Source organism: Nonomuraea sp. NPDC050733, assembly GCF_040654215.1.
Lineage (GTDB): Bacteria > Actinomycetota > Actinomycetes > Streptosporangiales > Streptosporangiaceae > Nonomuraea.
The window spans coordinates 12,869-28,967 of the sequence record NZ_JBFAHO010000063.1; the positions used below are offsets into that span (position 1 = coordinate 12,869).

Genomic DNA, 16,099 nt, shown 5'->3' on the forward strand with positions numbered 1-16,099 from the left:
AGCCTAGGCAACGTGCCGCGCGCTCAGCCTGGCACTGCCAGACCCAGGATGAGCCTCACCCTGGGTAAGGCGTCGCGCCCGGAGCAGGATCGTCTCCGTCAGCACGACAACACCTCGACGAGGAGCACCACCATGAGCTACGACGCTCTTTCCACCCGTACCGCCGTCGTCACCGGTGCCGCCAGCGGCATGGGCGAGGCCACCGCCCGCCTGCTGGCGGCCCAGGGGGCGCGCGTGGCCCTGCTGGCCCGGCGTGCCGACCGGCTCGACGAGCTGGCCGCCACGATCACGGCCGGCGGGGGTCAGGCGCTGGCGGTGGCCGCCGACGTCACCGACTCCGCCGCTGTCGCCGCCGCCGAGCAGCGCGTCCACGAGGCGTACGGGCCGGTGGACCTGGTGGTGAACGCGGCCGGCGTCATGCTGCCCAACCCGATCGTGGAGGGCCGCGACGACGAGTGGACCCGCATGATCGACACCAACCTGAGCGGGGCGCTGCGGGTCATCCGCGCCTTCGTCCCCGACCTGATCGCCGCCGCCGCGCAGGGCCGGCCCGCCGACCTGGTCAACGTCTCCTCCATCGGCGCCCACGTCACCTTCCCCAACTACGCGGTGTACGGCGCCACGAAGGCCGCGCTCACCTTCCTGTCGGCGTCGCTGCGCACCGAGCTGGGCGGGCAGGACGTGCGCGTCACCAACATCGAGCCGGGCCTGACCGACACAGAGCTGGGCCAGCACATCGACAACAGCGAGCTGAGCGGCCAGCTGGACGGCATGTTCTCCGCGATGGACGCGCTGACGGCCGACGACGTCGCCGACCTGATCGCCTACACCACCAGTCGCCCGCGCCGCGTGAACCTGCGCCAGCTGGTGATCCTGCCCACGCGCCAGGCCTAGGCGGGGCCGCGTGCCACACCGCGAAGCACGCGGGGGCGGACTACCTCACGAAGGGGGCGGGCCGGAGGGAGGAGGCGATCGCGTGGCAGGCGCCGGGGCCGTCCGCGCGGGCGACGATCCGGCCGTCGCGGACGCGCAGCGCCGTCACCGTCCGGTCCGTCACCGTCCGGTCCGTCACCGTCCGGTCCGTCACCGTCCGGTCCGTCACCGTCCGGTCCGTGACCGCCGGGACGCCGGCCGGCGCCGCGCCCGTCTCGTCGCAGATGATCCGCAGCCCGGGCCACGCCCGCTGCGGGAACGCCTGGCGCAGGCAGCCGATCACGCCGGCCGGCGCCAGCCGTGCCAGCGGCGTCAGCTCGGCCGGGTCGTCGGTGACCAGGACCGCGGTCACCGGGGTGCCCGGCGGCGCGGCCCGTACGGCCTCCTCGACGGCGCCCGCCTCCAGCAGGCCCAGCACCGCCACCACGCCGTCACCCGCAGGAAAGCCGTCACCCGCAGGAAACCCGTCACCCGCAGGAAACCCGTCGCCCTGGGCGAAGAAGCCGGGCGGCCAGGGGGCGTCGGCGGGCAGGACGCGCGGGAACACCGGCGGCGGATCCCACCGGTCGTCCAGGTCCAGCCCCGCCAGCTCCTCGCACACGGAGACCAGGTCGAACGGCTCCACGAACCCCGGCGCGGCCGCGGCCAGCTCGCTCGCCCCCCGCAAGGTCACCAGTGCCGCCTCGGCCACCCGCACCCGCCGGCCCCCGGCGCGTTCCCGCTCGGGTGAGCCGCCGCGTTCCAGCAGGTCCATGCGTTCCAGGGCCAGTCCCAGCAGCAGCGCGTCGAGGCGCCGCAGCGCCGCGGTCACCGCCCGCAGCCGCTCGTCGGCGAGGATCTCCGGCATCAGGTCCACCGCCAGGCGCGCCGCCTCGCCGCAATCGTCCGGGTCGTGCGGGCCGCCGGTGGCCAGTGGCAGCCGCGTCACCCACGCCCGCGCGAACGCCCCCAGCGCCTCGCGCGTCGTCCCCGCCCGGCCGGCGGGCTCCCCGCAGGGGTGGGAGGCGGGCTCGGCAAGGACCGTGAAGTACAGGGCCCGCTTGCCGGGGAAGTTGGAGTAGACCGCTCCGCGTGTGAGCCCGGCCCGCTCGGCGATGCCGTCGATCGTGGCGCCCGCGAAGCCGCGCTCCGCGAACTCGTGGCGGGCGGCCTCGACCACCTTGGAGCGGTTGAGCCGTTGCAGCTCCGCCCTGCTGAGCCGGGCCATCGTCCTCCCCGTCCGCGCTGTTTGCGCCCCGTACCGAACCAAGATACCGTCGCCATTCAGATGGCGGCATCATCTGATCTCGGTGGAGGGGGGCGCGCATGGCGCCGGCGCTGACGTGCAGGTTCTGCGGCAAGGGCCAGGCGGAGGTCCGCAAGCTCATCGCGGGCCCCGCGCAGATCTGCATCTGCGACGAGTGCGTCGCCCAGTGCACCGAGCTGCTGCGCGAGGAGGACGGCGAGGCCGCCGCCCCAGAGGTCCCGCTGCCGCCGCCGCGCGAGATCCACGCCTTCCTCGACCAGTACGTCATCGGCCAGACGCCCGCCAAGACGGCTCTGGCGGTGGCCGTCTACAACCACTACAAGCGCATCCGGCTCGCCCCGCGCGACGGGCGGGACGAGCAGGTGGAGCTGGGCAAGTCCAACATCCTCATGGTCGGGCCCACCGGCTCCGGCAAGACCTACCTGGCCCAGACGCTCGCCAGGGTGCTCGGCGTCCCGTTCGCCATCGCCGACGCCACCACGCTGACCGAGGCCGGCTACGTCGGTGAGGACGTCGAGAACATCCTGCTCAAGCTCATCGCGGCGGCCGGGCACGACGTCGCCAAGGCCGAGACCGGCATCGTCTACATCGACGAGATCGACAAGATAGCCCGCAAGGGCGACAACCCGTCGATCAGCCGCGACGTCTCCGGCGAAGGCGTCCAGCAGGCCCTGCTGAAGATCATCGAGGGGACGACGGTGAGCGTCCCGCCCCAGGGCGGCCGCAAGCACCCCCAGCAGGACAACATCCAGATCGACACCACCGGCGTGCTGTTCATCTGCGGCGGCGCCTTCGACGGGCTGGAGCGGATCGTCGAGGCCCGCTCGGGACGCGGCGGCTCGGGCTTCGGCGCCACCCTGCGCCCCCGCGCCGACCCCGGCTCCCCGGCCGGCCCGCACGGCGACCCCCTGGCCGGGGTCATGCCGTCCGACCTGGTCGCCTACGGACTCATCCCCGAGCTCGTCGGCCGCCTCCCGGTGACCGCGACGCTGGGGCGGCTGGACCGCGAGGCGCTGGTCCGGGTGCTGACCGAGCCTCGCAACGCCCTGCTCAAGCAGTACCGCAGGCTGCTGGAGATGGACGGGGTGGAGCTGGAGTTCACCGGCGACGCGGTCGAGGCCATCGCCGAGCAGGCGCTGCTGCGCCGCACCGGCGCCCGCGGCGTGCGCGCGATCGTCGAGGAGGTGCTGCTCAACGTCATGTACGAGGTGCCTGGCCGCGACGACGTGGCCCGGGTCGTGGTCACCCGCGACACCGTCCTCGGCAACGTCAATCCGACGCTGGTGCCCCGCGAGCTGCCCGGCCGCGACCAGGGGCCGCGGGAGAGATCCGCCTGACGATCCCCGTGTCCGGGCGCCGCTCACTCCGCGAGGCGGGCCAGCCGGCGCAGCGACAGCCGCGCCAGCGCGTCGGCGAACGGCCTGGCCAGCGGCCACAGCAGCCGGCCCGCCGCGCCCAGCGGCAGCTCCAGCTCCTCGGCCCAGATCACCCGGCTGCCGCCCCCGTACGGCTTGACCCTGAAGACGCCCTCGCCCCGCACCAGCCGGCCGGTGTGACGCACCCGCACCAGCGTCGGCGGCTGCCACCGGACGATCGTCATCGTGTCCAGGAACCCGAGCCGCCCCACCCCCGTGAACGCCTCCACCCGGCCGGGCCCGCTCTGCCGGGCGGTGGTCAGGAGCATCCACTCGTGGTGGCGCGGCCAGTCGGTGAGCACGGCGAAGACCCGCTCGGGCGAGGCGGCCACCAGCACCGCGGCCCCCATCCGTCCCCGGCTCACGCCCCTTTCGCCGTTCATCGTCAGACCCCCCTGACCTCGTGCCGGTCCGCCTTGCCCGGCTCGGCGAAGGCGAGCAGCGCCAGCGCCTCGGCCCTGGCCTCCTCCGCCTGCCCCGGCGTCAGCGGCGCGAACGGCTCGATCGTGACCACGGGTCCCTCGCGGCGCCACACCCCCCGCACGAACCCGTCGGCCAGCACGGTTCCCAGCACCTGCCCGTTGACGGTGATGACCGTCCTGCGGTGCTCGTCGGAGATGACCCGGGTGCGGTCGGCGTGGCTGAGCAGCAGGTTGTCGAACGGCGCGATCAGCCGCACCGGCGCGGGCACGTCCGGTCCGGGGCGCGGCGCGTCAGGCAGGTCGAACAGCTCCCTGCCCCGCTCGTCCTCCAGGACGACCAGCCCGGGACGCAGCCGCTCGACGATCTCCCGCAGCCCGGTCAGGCCGGACCAGGCCTGCGCGTCGGCGACGGTGGCCGGCCCGAACGCGGCCAGGTAACGCAGCACCAGCCGCTCCGGCGACGGCTCGGGATGCGGCGGGCGGCCCAGCCACTCCTCCATCGGCGCGTACGCGGTGCGCCCGGCCTTGCCCCACACAGCGCGCGGCGGCACCTGCACGAGCGGCAGCAGGCACCGCACGGCGAGCGCGAGGTCGGCCGGTGCGGCGCCGGAGAAGCGCCCGGCCAGGTGCGCGCCCAGCTCGGCGGCCGTCAGCGGGCGCTCCCGCAGGGCCTCGCGCCCGGCCTTGGCGAGCTGGTCGCGGTCGACGTCCCCCAGGGTGCGGCTGTAGGCGGTGCTCAGGTAGCGGTCGAGCAGCGGCTGCGTGAGCGGGCGCAGGGTCAGGGCGTCGGCGGCGGTGACGAGGTGGACGGTGCCGCGCATGAGCACCATGCGCACCGCCTCGCGTTCCAGCAACGGCCGGGCCAGGGCGTCGGGGGTGAAGCCGTCCAGGCGCGACCACAGGCCGAAGTACGGCGGGAACGGGGCCTGTGCCTGCATGCCGACGAGGTGCTCCACGGCCTGGAGCGCGGGCATGGCATGGCGCCGCAGCAGGAGCTGGCGGGCCAGGGTCGCCCGGTTGAGCGCGCGCGTGCTGATCACGGCCTTCACCCTAGAGCCACGCGGCCACCCTGGAGCCACGCGGCCACCTGGAGCCACGCGGCCGCCGCGGCGCTTCCCGGGGGTCGTTCACCCGCGGTTCACTTCTCCTTCATCTGGGGTTCGTTTAGGGGGCATGCCGGTGGTCCGGCGAGGCCGCGCCCGCATACCGTCCAGACCGTCACGTAGGTGAGCTTTCTACGTGTTGGCAACGGTGCTCGGCAAGGAGACCCACGTGTTCAAACGGCTGGCCCTCGTTCCCCTCCTCCTCCTCGCGCTAATGGCCATGGGCACCGCCCCCGCGCAGGCACAGTACCGTCAGCCCCTGCGCATCCTGCTGACCAACGACGACGGCTACTCCTCGGCCTACCTCCACCAGCTGCGCCAGGCCCTGGTCGCCGCGGGCCACGAGGTCACCGTCGTCGCCCCGGCCGCCGACTCCAGCGCCTCCGGCACCCAGATCAACGCCAGGTTCGGCAGCACGATCGAGGCCGCCAAGCAGGACGACGGCTGGGCCGTCGGCGGCAGCCCCAGTGACGCGGTCTCCTTCGGCACCCGCGTCCCCTTCGCCGGCGACCCGCCCGACCTGGTCGTCTCCGGCCCGAACCCCGGCGAGAACGTCGCCTCCGCCGCCACCTACTCCGGCACGGTCGGCGCCGCCATCACCGCCATCACCGCCGGCGTGCCCGCCGTCGCCGTCAGCATCGCCCGTGACGGCAGCGCCGTGCCCAGCGCCGCCCAGGCGATCCAGTTCACCGTGCGGCTGGTCGATCGGCTGGCGGCCACCGCCGGGGGCGGCCCCGTCCTGCCCGCCCGCACCGCGCTGAACGTCAACTACCCCGTCACCCCCAACGGCACGGTCAGCGTCGCCCACCTGGGCAGCTCCCTGCCGTACTCCGCCGGGTACACGCCCGCCCCGGAGGCGTGCGCCCTGTGCTACCGCATCGTCCCGATCGCCGACCCCGGGCCCGACCCGGTGCAGGACGCCGACCGTACGCTGCTGGCGGCCGGCAACGTCACCATCACCCCGCTGGACGGCAGCTGGGAGGCCGCCTCGGCCACCTCCTCGGCCATCCGCCTGCGCCTGCGCTCCCTGACCCCCTGACCGCCCGCTCCGTCCGCCCTGCCCGCGCGGGCAGGGCGGTCAGCGGCCTCCCGTGAACGGCGCCTCGCCCTCCTTCAGCGGCCGAAAGCGCAGCGCCGACCAGGCCTCGTCCACGGCCACCTGCCCGTTGGGGCGCAGCCCGTACTCGCCGACGATCGGCCACAGGGTGTCGCGGTTGACATCGGAGCGGTTGCCCTTCGGGTAGGCCACCCACAGCACGGACGGTGCGGTCAGCGCGTCGCGGTGCTCCTGCAGCAGGTCCCGGGCCGAGGCGGCGTCGGCGGCGAAGACCACCGCGACGTCCGCCTCGCCGAGCGCCCCGGCGTGGCGTGCGCCCTCCGGCAGCGGCTCGATCAGGGCGCGGTGGGCGGGGTCGGAGACCCAGACGCAGGTCCCCGGCTTGACCAGGAGCTTGGCGGCGACGGTCTTGGTGCCGGTTGTGGTCGTCGGCATGGTCAGGCCCTGCCGTAGGTGGCGTAGATGACGCCCGTCTCCAGCGTGCGGGAGTCCAGCAGCCGCAGCGGCACCTGCTCGCCGTCGGCGAACAGCTTGACGCCGCCGCCCACCACGATCGGGTGGATGAGCAGGCGCAGCTCGTCCAGCAGCCCGTCGCGCAGCAGCGAGCGCACCAGCGTGGCGCTGCCGGTGATGCCGATGTCCTTGCCCGGCTGGTCCTTCAGCTCCTTCAGCCGGGCCGTGACGTCGCCGCTGATGATCGTGGTGTTCGCCCAGGAGGCCGTCTCCAGGGTGGAGGTGACCACGTACTTGGGTGTGCCGTTCATGTGCTCGGCCATGTCGGCGGCCTCCGGCTCGGGGTTCGGCCAGTAGGCGGCGAACGCCTCGTAGGTGCGGCGGCCGAGCAGCATGGCGTCGGCCGCCTGCATCTGCTCGCCGACGATCTGTCCCATCTCATCGTTGAAGTACGGGAAGTGCCACGTCTCCGGCGACTCCACCACGCCGTCCAGCGAGATGAACAGGCCCGCGACGATCTTTCGCATCTTCGTCTCCGCTCGTGAAGGTCTCTTTCGAGGTGTCCCCACCGTCTCACCGACAAATAAATTTGTCAAGGGCGGCATGGTGGTCGAAGGACCCGGCGCGCGACGGCCGTGTCTCAGGACTCCAGGAAGCGCAGCACGGCCAGCACCCGCCGGCTGTAACCGGCGGCGTGTGAGAGCCGCAGCTTGTCGAACAGCGCGTTGACGTGCTTCTCCACCGCGCTCTGCGAGACGTGCAGCTGCTGGGCGATCGAGGCGTTGGTCAGTCCCTGCGCCATGCGCTCCAGCACCTCGCGCTCGCGCGGGGTCAGCCTCGCCAGGGGATCCACCTGCGAGGTGCGGGCCAGGAGCTGGCGCACCACCTCGGGGTCGAACGCCGCTCCCCCGGCCGCCACCCGCTCCAGCGCGTCCAGGAAGTCGGCCACCTGCGCCACCCGGTCCTTCAGCAGGTAGCCGACGCCCTCCACGTCGCCGCTCATCAGCTCGGCGGCGTACTTCTTCTCGACGTACTGCGACAGCACCAGCAGCCGCACGTGCGGCCGGCGCCGCCGGATCTCCAGCGCCGCGCGCAGCCCCTCGTCGGTGTGGGTGGGCGGCATCCGCACGTCCACCACCACGACGTCCGGATCGTGCTCGGCCACCGCCTCCATCAGCGCCGTGGCGTCGCCCACGGCGGCCGGGACCTCGTGGCCCTCCTCCACCAGCAGCCGGACCAGGCCCTCGCGCAGCAGGGTCGAGTCCTCGGCCAGGATCACTCGCACGGCAGCTCCACCATGATCGTCGTCGGACCGCCCGGCGGGCTGGTCACCTCGAAGGTCCCGTCCAGCGCCGCCACCCGGCGCGCCAGCCCCGACAGGCCGCTGCCCGCCGGGTCGGCGCCGCCCGCGCCGTCGTCCCGCACCCGCACCAGGAGGCTCGCGCCGCGCCGGTGGACGTCCACGGTGATGAGCGCGGCGCCGGAGTGCTTGGCGGCGTTGGTGACGGCCTCGCACACCACGAAGTACGCGGCCGTCTCGACCGCCATCGGCGGCCGTTCGGCGAGGTCGCAGGCCACCTTGACGGGCACGCCCGAGCGCTCGGCCACCCCGGCCAGCGCCTCGCCCAGCCCCAGGGAGTCCAGCCCGCTCGGGTACACCCGCCAGGCCACCTCCCGCAGCTCGGCCAGGGCCCGCTGCGCCTCCTCGTGCGCCTGGTCCAGCAGCTCCGGGCGGCTGCGCCGGGAGCGGCCGATCAGCATCGACAGGGCCACCAGGCGCTGCTGGAGCCCGTCGTGCAGGTCACGCTCGATGCGGCGCCGCTCGGAGTCGACCGCCGCCACGATCCCGGCCCGGCTCTGCGACAGCTCGGCGATCCTGCGCTCCAGCGCCTCGGTCCGGCCGGGCGTCAGCACCGCACGGGCCAGCCGCCGCTCCATCGCGTACACGCCGATCAGGCCGGAGACGTCGATGAACAGCAGCACGATCCCGGCCAGCACGCCGTAGAGCAGGAGCGGCGCGGTGGGCTCCATGCCGTCGAAGCGCTCACCGGCCAGCCACGCCGACGCCGCCATGAGCCCCGTGCGGGCCCCGTACACGAACAGCGTCACCACCAGCCCGCCCAGCACGCCGACCGGCACCCGCAGCGTCAGGAACCGCAGCGCCCGCCCACCGGCCTGCCCGCTTCGAGATGGTCCGCCGCTCGGCGTGGTCAGGCCCAGCGCGGCCGGGTCGAGACCGGCCCGGCGCACCTCCAGCGCGGCCAGGCGCACGGCAGCGTCCGAGACGTTCGGATTGCCGAGGAACGGCAGCGCCAGCAGCAGGAACACCGCCTCCAGCGGCGCGGTCACCGCGCCCAGCACCACCGCCCCCACGACCCGAGCGCCCTCAGCGACGGGAGGCATGCCGCCCCTTACGCCGCTCGGCCAGCCGGACGCCCACGAAGACCAGCACCGCGAGCACGACCAGGGCGATCACCACGTTCGAGCCGATGCCGACGTAGGTCTCCACCAGCTCCCACTGCTCGCCCAGCAGGTAGCCGGCCATCACGAAGACGGTGTTCCAGATGAGGCTGCCGCTGGTCGTCAGGGCCAGGAACGTCATGACCGGCATCCGCTCGACGCCCGCCGGGATCGAGATGAGGCTGCGGAACAGCGGCACCATCCGGCCGAAGAACACCGTCTTGCGGCCGTGCCTGAGGAACCACGCCTCGGTCTTCTCGATGTCGGCGGGCTTGACCAGCGGGATCCGGGCGGCGATCGCCAGCACCCGCTCCCTGCCCAGCAGCGCCCCCACCCAGTACAGCGCCAGCGCGCCCACCACCGAGCCCAGCGTCGTCCACACCAGAGCGTCGAGCAGGTCCATCTCGCCCCGGCTCGCGGTGAAGCCCGCCAGCGGCAGGATCACCTCGCTCGGCAGCGGCGGGAACAGGTTCTCCAGCGCGATGGCGATGCCCGCCCCGGGGGCGCCGAGGGTTTCCATGAGTCCAACCAGCCAGTCAGTCATGCCCTCCAGGCTAGGGGTGATCGGAAATGCTGGTAATGCGGTGAACGCCCGATCGGGGCTGTGGTAAACCACACCCCCACGTACCGTACACTGTACGGCCGTGAGCTCATCAACGGATCTGGTACGGCGGGCGGTCCTCTTCGAGCCGGGCGATCCGCCCAGATCCGGCCGGATGGTCTTCCTCAGCCCCGGCACGCCGGACAGCGGGGACACCACCAGCCTGCCGGTGAGCGAGGCCGTCGCGGCACTGGCCCGCGCCCGCCACGACGACGAGGCCCACCCCGCCGCCCGCTTCTGGGGCGCCGCCGCCCTCGTCGCCCTCCAGCTCGTCACCCGCGGCCGCATCCTGCCGGACGTGACGGACGGCGACCACGACGCCTGGCGGGCCGGCCCGTTCGACGCCGCCGACCTGCGGCGGGTACGTGAACTGGCCGCCGCCATGCCCCCGGGCACGTCCCCGCCCGACGCCGAGCGGCACGTGCGGGCCTTCCTCGACGCGGTCGCCGACGCGATGCCGCGCTCCCCCGGCGCCGTGCGCGCCACCGGCACCTCCGCGTACGCCGCCGTCAAGCCGGTCAAGGTCCCGCGGCTGCGCGCGTGGGCCGGCGAGGTGTCGGCCGGTCTCGACTCCGGCGTACGCGTGTCGCTGCGGCTGGAGACCGGCGACCCGGCCATGGAGGACTTCCGCGCCGTCGTCCAGGTCCACGCGCAGGCCGACCCGTCACTCGTGGTCGACGCCGGCGACCTGTGGCGCGGCCACGACCCGGGGCTCGGCGGCCGGGCCCGCATCGACGTCACCGTGGCCCTGCGCCGCGCCTCCCGCGCCTGGCCGGCGCTGGCCCGGCTGCTCGACAGCGCCGTACCCGACGAGCTGGTCCTGTCCGACGGCGAGGTGGAGGAGCTGCTGGCCGGCGCCGCCGAGCGGCTGGCCGCCGCGGGCGTGGAGGTGCACTGGCCCCGCCACCTGGTGCGCGGCCTGACCGCCCGCGCCGTCGTCGGCGAACGCGACAAGCCCTCCGACCTGCCCTCCTTCTTCAGCGGACGGCACCTGACCGGCTTCGACTGGCGGCTCGCCCTCGGCGGCGAGCGGCTGAGCGCCGCCGAGATGGACGCCCTCGCCGAGGCCCACCGCCCCGTCGTACGGCTGCGCGACCAGTGGGTGCTCGTCGACCCCGACGTGGCACGCAAGGCCCGCCAGCGCGACCTCAAGCCCCTGACCGGGCTGGAGGCGCTCGGCGCCGCGCTGACCGGCGCCGTCGAGGTCGACGGCGAGCAGGTGCAGATCGAGCCGAGCGCCTGGCTCGCCGAGCTGCGCGACCGGCTGGCCGAGCCGCTCGACATCGCCGCCCCCGACAGGCTGGCCGCCACACTGCGCGACTACCAGCTCCACGGGCTGCGCTGGCTGGCCCGCATGACCTCCCTCGGACTCGGCGGCTGCCTGGCCGACGACATGGGCCTGGGCAAGACCATCACCCTCATCGCCCTGCACCTGCACCGCGCCGCCCAGGGCGACGGCCCCACCCTCGTCGTCTGCCCCGCCTCCCTGCTCGGCAACTGGGAGCGCGAGATCACCCGCTTCGCCCCCGGCGTCCCCGTGCGCCGCTACCACGGCGCCGCCCGCGACCTGCCCAAGGAGGGCTTCGCGCTCACCACGTACGGCACCATGCGCCTGGACGCCGACCGCCTGGCCACCCACCCGTGGGGCCTGCTGGTGGCCGACGAGGCCCAGCACGTCAAGAACCCCGCCTCCGGCACCGCCAAGGCCCTGCGCGAGATCCCCGCCGCCGCCCGCGTCGCGCTCACCGGCACCCCCGTCGAGAACAACCTGTCCGAGCTGTGGGCCATCCTCGACTGGACCACGCCCGGCCTGCTGGGCCCGCTGGCCCGCTTCCGCGCCCGCTGGGCCAGGCCCGCCGAGTCCGGCGACGCCGAGGCCGCCGCGCGGCTGTCACGGCTGGTCGGCCCGTTCCTGCTGCGCCGCCGCAAGAGCGACCCCGGCATCGCGCCCGAGCTGCCGTCCAAGACCGAGACCGACCGCCCGGTCGCGCTCACCACCGAGCAGGCCGCCCTGTACGAGGCGGCCGTGCGCGAGATCATGGCCCAGATCGGCCAGGCCCACGGCATGGCCCGGCGCGGCCTCATCGTCAAGCTGCTCACCGGCCTCAAGCAGATCTGCAACCACCCCGCCCAGTACCTCCACGAGGCCGCGCCCCGCCTGCCCGGCCGCTCCGGCAAGCTGGAGCTGCTGGACGAGCTGGTCGACACCATCCTCGCCGAGGACGGCGCCGTCCTCGTCTTCACCCAGTACGTCGCCATGGCCCGGCTGCTGGAGCGGCACCTGACCGGCCGGGGCGTCACCACCCAGCTCCTGCACGGCGGCACCCCCGTCGCCCGGCGCGAGGAGATGGTCCAGCGCTTCCAGGACGGCCACGCGCCCGTCTTCCTGCTGTCGCTCAAGGCCGCCGGCACCGGCCTGAACCTCACCCGCGCCGACCACGTCATCCACTACGACCGCTGGTGGAACCCCGCCGTGGAGGACCAGGCCACCGATCGCGCCCACCGCATCGGCCAGACCCGGCCCGTCCAGGTCCACCGGCTCATCGCCGAAGGCACCATCGAGGACCGCATCGCCCAGATGCTCGCCGCCAAGCGATCCCTGGCCGAGGCCGTGCTGGCCTCCGGCGAGGCCGCCTTCACCGAACTGACCGACGCCGAACTCGCCGCACTGGTGGAGCTGAGATGACCGCCGTTCGAGGATTTCCCGCCTTCCCCCGCCAGCGGGCCGGCGCCCGTTTCGCCACCACCTGGTGGGGCGGCTCCTGGATCAAGGCCCTGGAGGACACCTCCCTGGACCAGACGCTGCTGCGCAAGGGCCGCGCCTACGCCAAGACCGGCCAGGTCGGGCCCATCACGGTCAGCCCCGGCCGGCTGGCGGCGCTCACCGAGGGCGAGTACGACACCGTCGTGCGCGTCGAACGGCTCACCGCCGCGGAGTGGGACCGCTTCCTCGACCAGGTCACCGCCAAGGCCGGCCACATCGCCGCCCTGCTCGACGGCGACATGCCGCACGAGCTGGTGCAGGCGGCCGAGGACGCCGCCGTGCCGCTGCTGCCGGCCGTGGGCGACCTCGAACCCGAGTGCTCGTGCCCCGACTGGGGCCACCCGTGCCCGCACGCGGCGGCGCTGTGCTACCAGGCGTCCTGGCTGCTGGACGGCGACCCGTTCGTGCTGCTGCTCCTGCGGGGACGCGGCCGGGAGGACCTGGTGCGCGCGCTCCAGCACCACACCCGGCCGGAGGAGAAGCCGTCGGCCGCCCTGCCGGCCGACGACCGGACCCCCGAGCCCGCCGAGGCTGCCGAGGCTGTCGAGACCCCCGCCGAGGCTCCCAAGAGCGTCGAGCCTTGGCAGGCCGGAGCGGCGCCGCTGCCCGAGCCGCCGCCAATCGACGTGACCTTCACGCCGCTCGGGCTGGAGCCCGCCACGGGCGTGGACGTGGCCGCCCTGGAGGTGCTGGCCGCCTCGGCCGCCTCCCGGGCGCGCGAGGTGCTCACCGCCGCGGCGCTCGGCGCGGAGCCGCCCGTGCTGAGCGAGTACCAGGACCGGGTGCGGCTCGCCGCCGAGCACGACCTCGACCTCGGCCTGGACGCCCCCGTGACGGCCTGGCGCTACGCCGGGGCCGACGGGCTCGACGCGCTGGAGTCGGCCTGGACACCGCCCCGCCACGAGCTCACCAGGGCCTGGGCCCGCCTGGCGGCCGCCTGGGAGGGCGAGGAGCCGCCCCCCGCGCAGCTGTCCCGCAACCGGTGGACCATCGGCGGCGACCGCCAGCTCCGCTACGGCCGCGACGGCCGCTGGTACCCCTTCACCCTCCACGACGGCCGGTGGTGGCCGGCGGGCCCACCGGAACGCGACCCGGCGGCGCTGCTGTCCTCCTAGCGAGGGGCCACGGTCGTGACGGAAGCCATGGCCAGGAAGGCGCCGTGGCGGCGGCCCGCCGTCACCCGGTCAGCGGGCGTCTTCCTGGAGGCCCCCGGCCCCGTGCGGCGGGTGGCGGCCGGCTCGGCCGTGCCGTGACGACAACGACCCTCTAGCAGGGAGGGACGAACGCGAGGCCGGGAAAGTGCTCCGACCACTCGACCGGAGAAACAGGCGGGTGCGTCGGTCTCGACCTTGCTCAGGTAGCCCTTGGTGTAGTGCGTGCGCCGGGCCAGCTCGTTGAGGGACAGCCCGCGCTCCCGCCGGAGCCGCCGCAGCCTGGCCCCCGGGCTTTCCGAAGGGTCCTCGTGGGTCGCCGCCGTCCCGCGGATCTCGGCGGTCTCGACGGCAGTCTCGGGTGGCTCCGCGATCTCGCGGCTCTGCGCGGTGTGCGAGCACCCCGCATCCGTCCGTTCCTCGGCCCGCACCCGGAACACCGCCCTTTCACTCTAAGCGTCCGGTCGGACACTCACTGTATCCGTACGTCCGGCGCCGTGAAGACCGATGTGGGAGACGGTTTCCCGGTTTCCTCCTCGCCCGGTGGGCCGGGAAACCCCTTCTGGCCGGCGCCTCGACGGCATGACGATCCACCTGTCGAACCCGGCCGCCGCACACGGCGGTGGCCGGCGGCACCACAGCGAAGGAGAACACCATGACCAAGCTCACCGGGCTCCGCCGGGCGGCCGTCGCCGCCTCCGCCCTCTGCACGATGACGATGCTCGCCGCAGGCGCGGCGTCCGCCGCGACAGCCGCGCCCGCCTCCGACGGCGTGCGCATCTCCATGGCCGCCGCCGCGGACTGCGGCCTCTACCGGGACGGGGACGCCGCGATGTACCGCAACTGCTCCGGCGGCAACGAGCGGATCCTCGTGACGTACATCCTGTCGCCCAGCGAGTACTTCTGCGTGGCGCCGGGCGAGTCGAGGTACGTGGGCCGCTGGAACTTCACCTTCCGGGCCTACGTCCGGGGGACCTGCTTGCCGTTGCGACCCAGGGGGCGCCTCCTCCCGTGCGGTCCCGCGCCGCCGCACGCGCCCCCGCCCGTTCGCCCGCGCGGCCCTGGCGCCGTGGCGGGCCGTGCCCCGTCGCGCGTCCCCTTCGCGCGGCGGGGCTCCCTCCCGGACTGACCGCCCTCCCCGGCTGGACCGCTTTGCGGGCCCGTGACGGGCTCCGCTAAGCTGCCCTCTCCAGCAGTGGACGATCGAGGAGGTGAGACCCATTTCGCCAGATCAGGCCGGGTGCTCTCGCCCCGCGGTCGGGCCCGTCGCCCGTCGCGGCTGACCGGGAGGGCGCCCCACGGCATTCCGGAAGGGCGCTTCATGGCAGTTTCACCGCTTCCCCTCACTTCCTCCGCCATCACGGCCCGGCTCAGAGCGGCCGGCTGCGTCTTCGCCGAGGACGAGGCCGAGTTGCTCATCTCCACCGCGCGCACCCCCGGCGACCTCGCCGCCCTGGTGGACCGGCGCGTCGCGGGGCTCCCCCTTGAGCAGGTGCTCGGCTGGGCCGAGTTCTGCGGTCTTCGGGTGACCCTGGATCCCGGGGTCTTCGTGCCACGCCGCCGCAGCGAGTTCCTGGCGGCGCAGGCGATCGACCTGGCCCGGCGGACGCTCGCGAACGGCTCCGGCACTCCCGCGAACGGCGCCGGCACTCCCGCGGACGGCTCGGGTGGTCCGGCGGCCGGGTGCCGGATGGTGGTCGTCGATCTCTGCTGCGGTTCGGGCGCGCTCGGCGCCGCCGTGGCGGCCGCCCTTTCCACCCCCGTCGAGCTGCACGCCGTCGACCTCGACCCGGTCGCCGTCCGCTGCGCCCGGAGCAACCTCGCCCCCGCCGGAGGCCACGTTCACCAGGGCGACCTCTACGAGCCGCTTCCCGACCGGCTGCGCGGCCGCGTCGGCGTCCTGCTGGCCAGCCCGCCGTACGTGCCGACCGGCGCCATCGGGCTGCTGCCCGCCGAGGCGCGCGAGCACGAGCCGCTGCTGGCGCTGGACGGGGGCGTCGACGGGCTCGACATCGTCCGCCGCGTGATCGCCGGGGCGCCGCTCTGGCTGGCCCCCGGCGGGCACCTTCTGGTGGAGACGAGCGAAGGGCAGGCCGCGAACACGGCCGAGGCCATGGCGCGCGCCGGCCTCACCCCCCGGGTGACGGGTTCGGACGAGCTGTACGCGACCGTGGTCACCGGCACCCGGTGACGCGCCGGAGCGGCTGCCCACGGCCGGACGCGGCGCCGTCACCGGTGCCGCTCGCCACCTTGTACACCTCGTACAGGGTCTCCACCCCGGCCGACGACCATCGGCACGACGCCGATCGACGTTCAGGCGTCCAGGAGGCCGGCCAGCACGGCGGCGTGGCTGATGTCGGCGCGCACGGTCGCGGTGAGCAGCGTCAGCGGGCCGTCCCCGGCGAGGCGGCGCAGGCGCTCCAGCGCCGGCGCCCCCGCGGGCTGCTCCAGCTCGGCGAGGTTGCGGCGGGGGGACTCGGCGAACCGGGCGGGG

The 16,099-nt window shown here is 74.5% G+C and carries 17 protein-coding genes and 1 pseudogene; 8 read left to right on the forward strand and 10 right to left on the reverse strand.

All coding sequences use genetic code 11. From position 1 onward, the window contains the following. Nucleotides 1–132: 132 nt before the first annotated feature. The gene (locus AB0H64_RS42850; protein ID WP_357637123.1) at nucleotides 133–894 is read left to right on the forward strand and encodes an SDR family oxidoreductase; all 762 of its coding nucleotides are present in this window, start codon (nucleotides 133–135) and stop codon (nucleotides 892–894) included. 40 nt (nucleotides 895–934) lie between these two features. Here the strand turns inward: AB0H64_RS42850 and AB0H64_RS42855 are convergent, their stop codons facing one another. Beyond that, nucleotides 935–2,140, reverse strand: coding sequence for a TetR family transcriptional regulator (locus AB0H64_RS42855; protein ID WP_357637124.1), 1,206 nt, complete (start codon nucleotides 2,138–2,140; stop codon nucleotides 935–937). 98 nt (nucleotides 2,141–2,238) lie between these two features. On the opposite strand from AB0H64_RS42855, the gene clpX reads away from it, so the two are divergent. Then, nucleotides 2,239–3,516 (forward strand): ATP-dependent Clp protease ATP-binding subunit ClpX, encoded by a 1,278-nt coding sequence (gene clpX / locus AB0H64_RS42860; protein ID WP_357637126.1) that lies wholly within the window; start codon nucleotides 2,239–2,241, stop codon nucleotides 3,514–3,516. A gap of 23 nt (nucleotides 3,517–3,539) precedes the next feature. On the opposite strand, the gene AB0H64_RS42865 is transcribed toward clpX, so the two are convergent. Together AB0H64_RS42865 and AB0H64_RS42870 are read right to left on the reverse strand one after the other, a co-directional pair. Further along, on the reverse strand, nucleotides 3,540–3,977 hold the full coding sequence (locus AB0H64_RS42865) for an SRPBCC family protein (protein WP_357637129.1): 438 nt from the start codon (nucleotides 3,975–3,977) through the stop codon (nucleotides 3,540–3,542). Nucleotides 3,978–3,979: 2 nt separating this feature from the next. Then, nucleotides 3,980–5,056 carry a winged helix DNA-binding domain-containing protein gene (locus AB0H64_RS42870; RefSeq protein ID WP_357637132.1) on the reverse strand — a complete coding sequence of 359 codons (1,077 nt, stop codon included), beginning with the start codon at nucleotides 5,054–5,056 and terminating at the stop codon, nucleotides 3,980–3,982. 199 nt (nucleotides 5,057–5,255) lie between these two features. Here AB0H64_RS42870 and AB0H64_RS42875 point away from each other — a divergent pair, with 199 nt between their 5' ends. Continuing rightward, complete coding sequence (locus AB0H64_RS42875; protein ID WP_357637134.1) at nucleotides 5,256–6,158, forward strand: 5'/3'-nucleotidase SurE; 903 nt, start codon at nucleotides 5,256–5,258, stop codon at nucleotides 6,156–6,158. Nucleotides 6,159–6,197: 39 nt separating this feature from the next. Here the strand turns inward: AB0H64_RS42875 and AB0H64_RS42880 are convergent, their stop codons facing one another. From AB0H64_RS42880 to AB0H64_RS42900, 5 genes are all read right to left on the reverse strand, one after another. Then, nucleotides 6,198–6,611, reverse strand: coding sequence for a hypothetical protein (locus tag AB0H64_RS42880; RefSeq protein WP_357637137.1), 414 nt, complete (start codon nucleotides 6,609–6,611; stop codon nucleotides 6,198–6,200). 2 nt (nucleotides 6,612–6,613) lie between these two features. Next, on the reverse strand, nucleotides 6,614–7,156 hold the full coding sequence (locus AB0H64_RS42885) for a dihydrofolate reductase family protein (protein WP_357637140.1): 543 nt from the start codon (nucleotides 7,154–7,156) through the stop codon (nucleotides 6,614–6,616). A 113-nt stretch (nucleotides 7,157–7,269) separates the two neighbouring features. Beyond that, nucleotides 7,270–7,914 carry a response regulator transcription factor gene (locus AB0H64_RS42890; RefSeq protein ID WP_357637143.1) on the reverse strand — a complete coding sequence of 215 codons (645 nt, stop codon included), beginning with the start codon at nucleotides 7,912–7,914 and terminating at the stop codon, nucleotides 7,270–7,272. After that, nucleotides 7,905–9,032, reverse strand: coding sequence for a histidine kinase (locus AB0H64_RS42895; protein ID WP_357637145.1), 1,128 nt, complete (start codon nucleotides 9,030–9,032; stop codon nucleotides 7,905–7,907). Before AB0H64_RS42895 ends, AB0H64_RS42890 begins: the two co-directional genes overlap by 10 nt. Beyond that, nucleotides 9,016–9,633, reverse strand: a complete 618-nt coding sequence (locus AB0H64_RS42900) for a DedA family protein (protein WP_357637148.1) — start codon at nucleotides 9,631–9,633, stop codon at nucleotides 9,016–9,018. Before AB0H64_RS42900 ends, AB0H64_RS42895 begins: the two co-directional genes overlap by 17 nt. Before the next feature lie 100 nt (nucleotides 9,634–9,733). Here AB0H64_RS42900 and AB0H64_RS42905 point away from each other — a divergent pair, with 100 nt between their 5' ends. The 3 genes from AB0H64_RS42905 to AB0H64_RS42915 are packed head-to-tail and all read left to right on the forward strand — an operon-like array spanning nucleotide 9,734 to nucleotide 13,707. Next, nucleotides 9,734–12,376 carry a DEAD/DEAH box helicase gene (locus tag AB0H64_RS42905; protein WP_357637150.1) on the forward strand — a complete coding sequence of 881 codons (2,643 nt, stop codon included), beginning with the start codon at nucleotides 9,734–9,736 and terminating at the stop codon, nucleotides 12,374–12,376. Beyond that, nucleotides 12,373–13,569, forward strand: coding sequence for an SWIM zinc finger family protein (locus AB0H64_RS42910; protein ID WP_357637152.1), 1,197 nt, complete (start codon nucleotides 12,373–12,375; stop codon nucleotides 13,567–13,569). The genes AB0H64_RS42905 and AB0H64_RS42910 overlap by 4 nt, the downstream gene beginning before the upstream one ends. 15 nt (nucleotides 13,570–13,584) lie before the next feature. Further along, nucleotides 13,585–13,707, forward strand: a complete 123-nt coding sequence (locus AB0H64_RS42915) for a hypothetical protein (RefSeq protein WP_357637163.1) — start codon at nucleotides 13,585–13,587, stop codon at nucleotides 13,705–13,707. Nucleotides 13,708–13,757: 50 nt separating this feature from the next. Here the strand turns inward: AB0H64_RS42915 and AB0H64_RS42920 are convergent. After that, a pseudogene (locus AB0H64_RS42920) lies at nucleotides 13,758–14,045 on the reverse strand (helix-turn-helix domain-containing protein); the annotation flags it as partial. Nucleotides 14,046–14,260: 215 nt separating this feature from the next. Between AB0H64_RS42920 and AB0H64_RS42925 the strand changes: the two are divergent. Both AB0H64_RS42925 and AB0H64_RS42930 read left to right on the forward strand, forming a co-directional pair. After that, on the forward strand, nucleotides 14,261–14,734 hold the full coding sequence (locus AB0H64_RS42925; protein WP_357637155.1) for a DUF6355 family natural product biosynthesis protein: 474 nt from the start codon (nucleotides 14,261–14,263) through the stop codon (nucleotides 14,732–14,734). Between the two features lie 192 nt (nucleotides 14,735–14,926). Next, nucleotides 14,927–15,796 carry a putative protein N(5)-glutamine methyltransferase gene (locus AB0H64_RS42930; protein ID WP_357637158.1) on the forward strand — a complete coding sequence of 290 codons (870 nt, stop codon included), beginning with the start codon at nucleotides 14,927–14,929 and terminating at the stop codon, nucleotides 15,794–15,796. 122 nt (nucleotides 15,797–15,918) lie between these two features. On the opposite strand, the gene AB0H64_RS42935 is transcribed toward AB0H64_RS42930, so the two are convergent. Then, the coding region (locus AB0H64_RS42935; protein ID WP_357637161.1) for a DUF488 family protein at nucleotides 15,919–16,099 on the reverse strand (181 nt) is incomplete at its 5' end.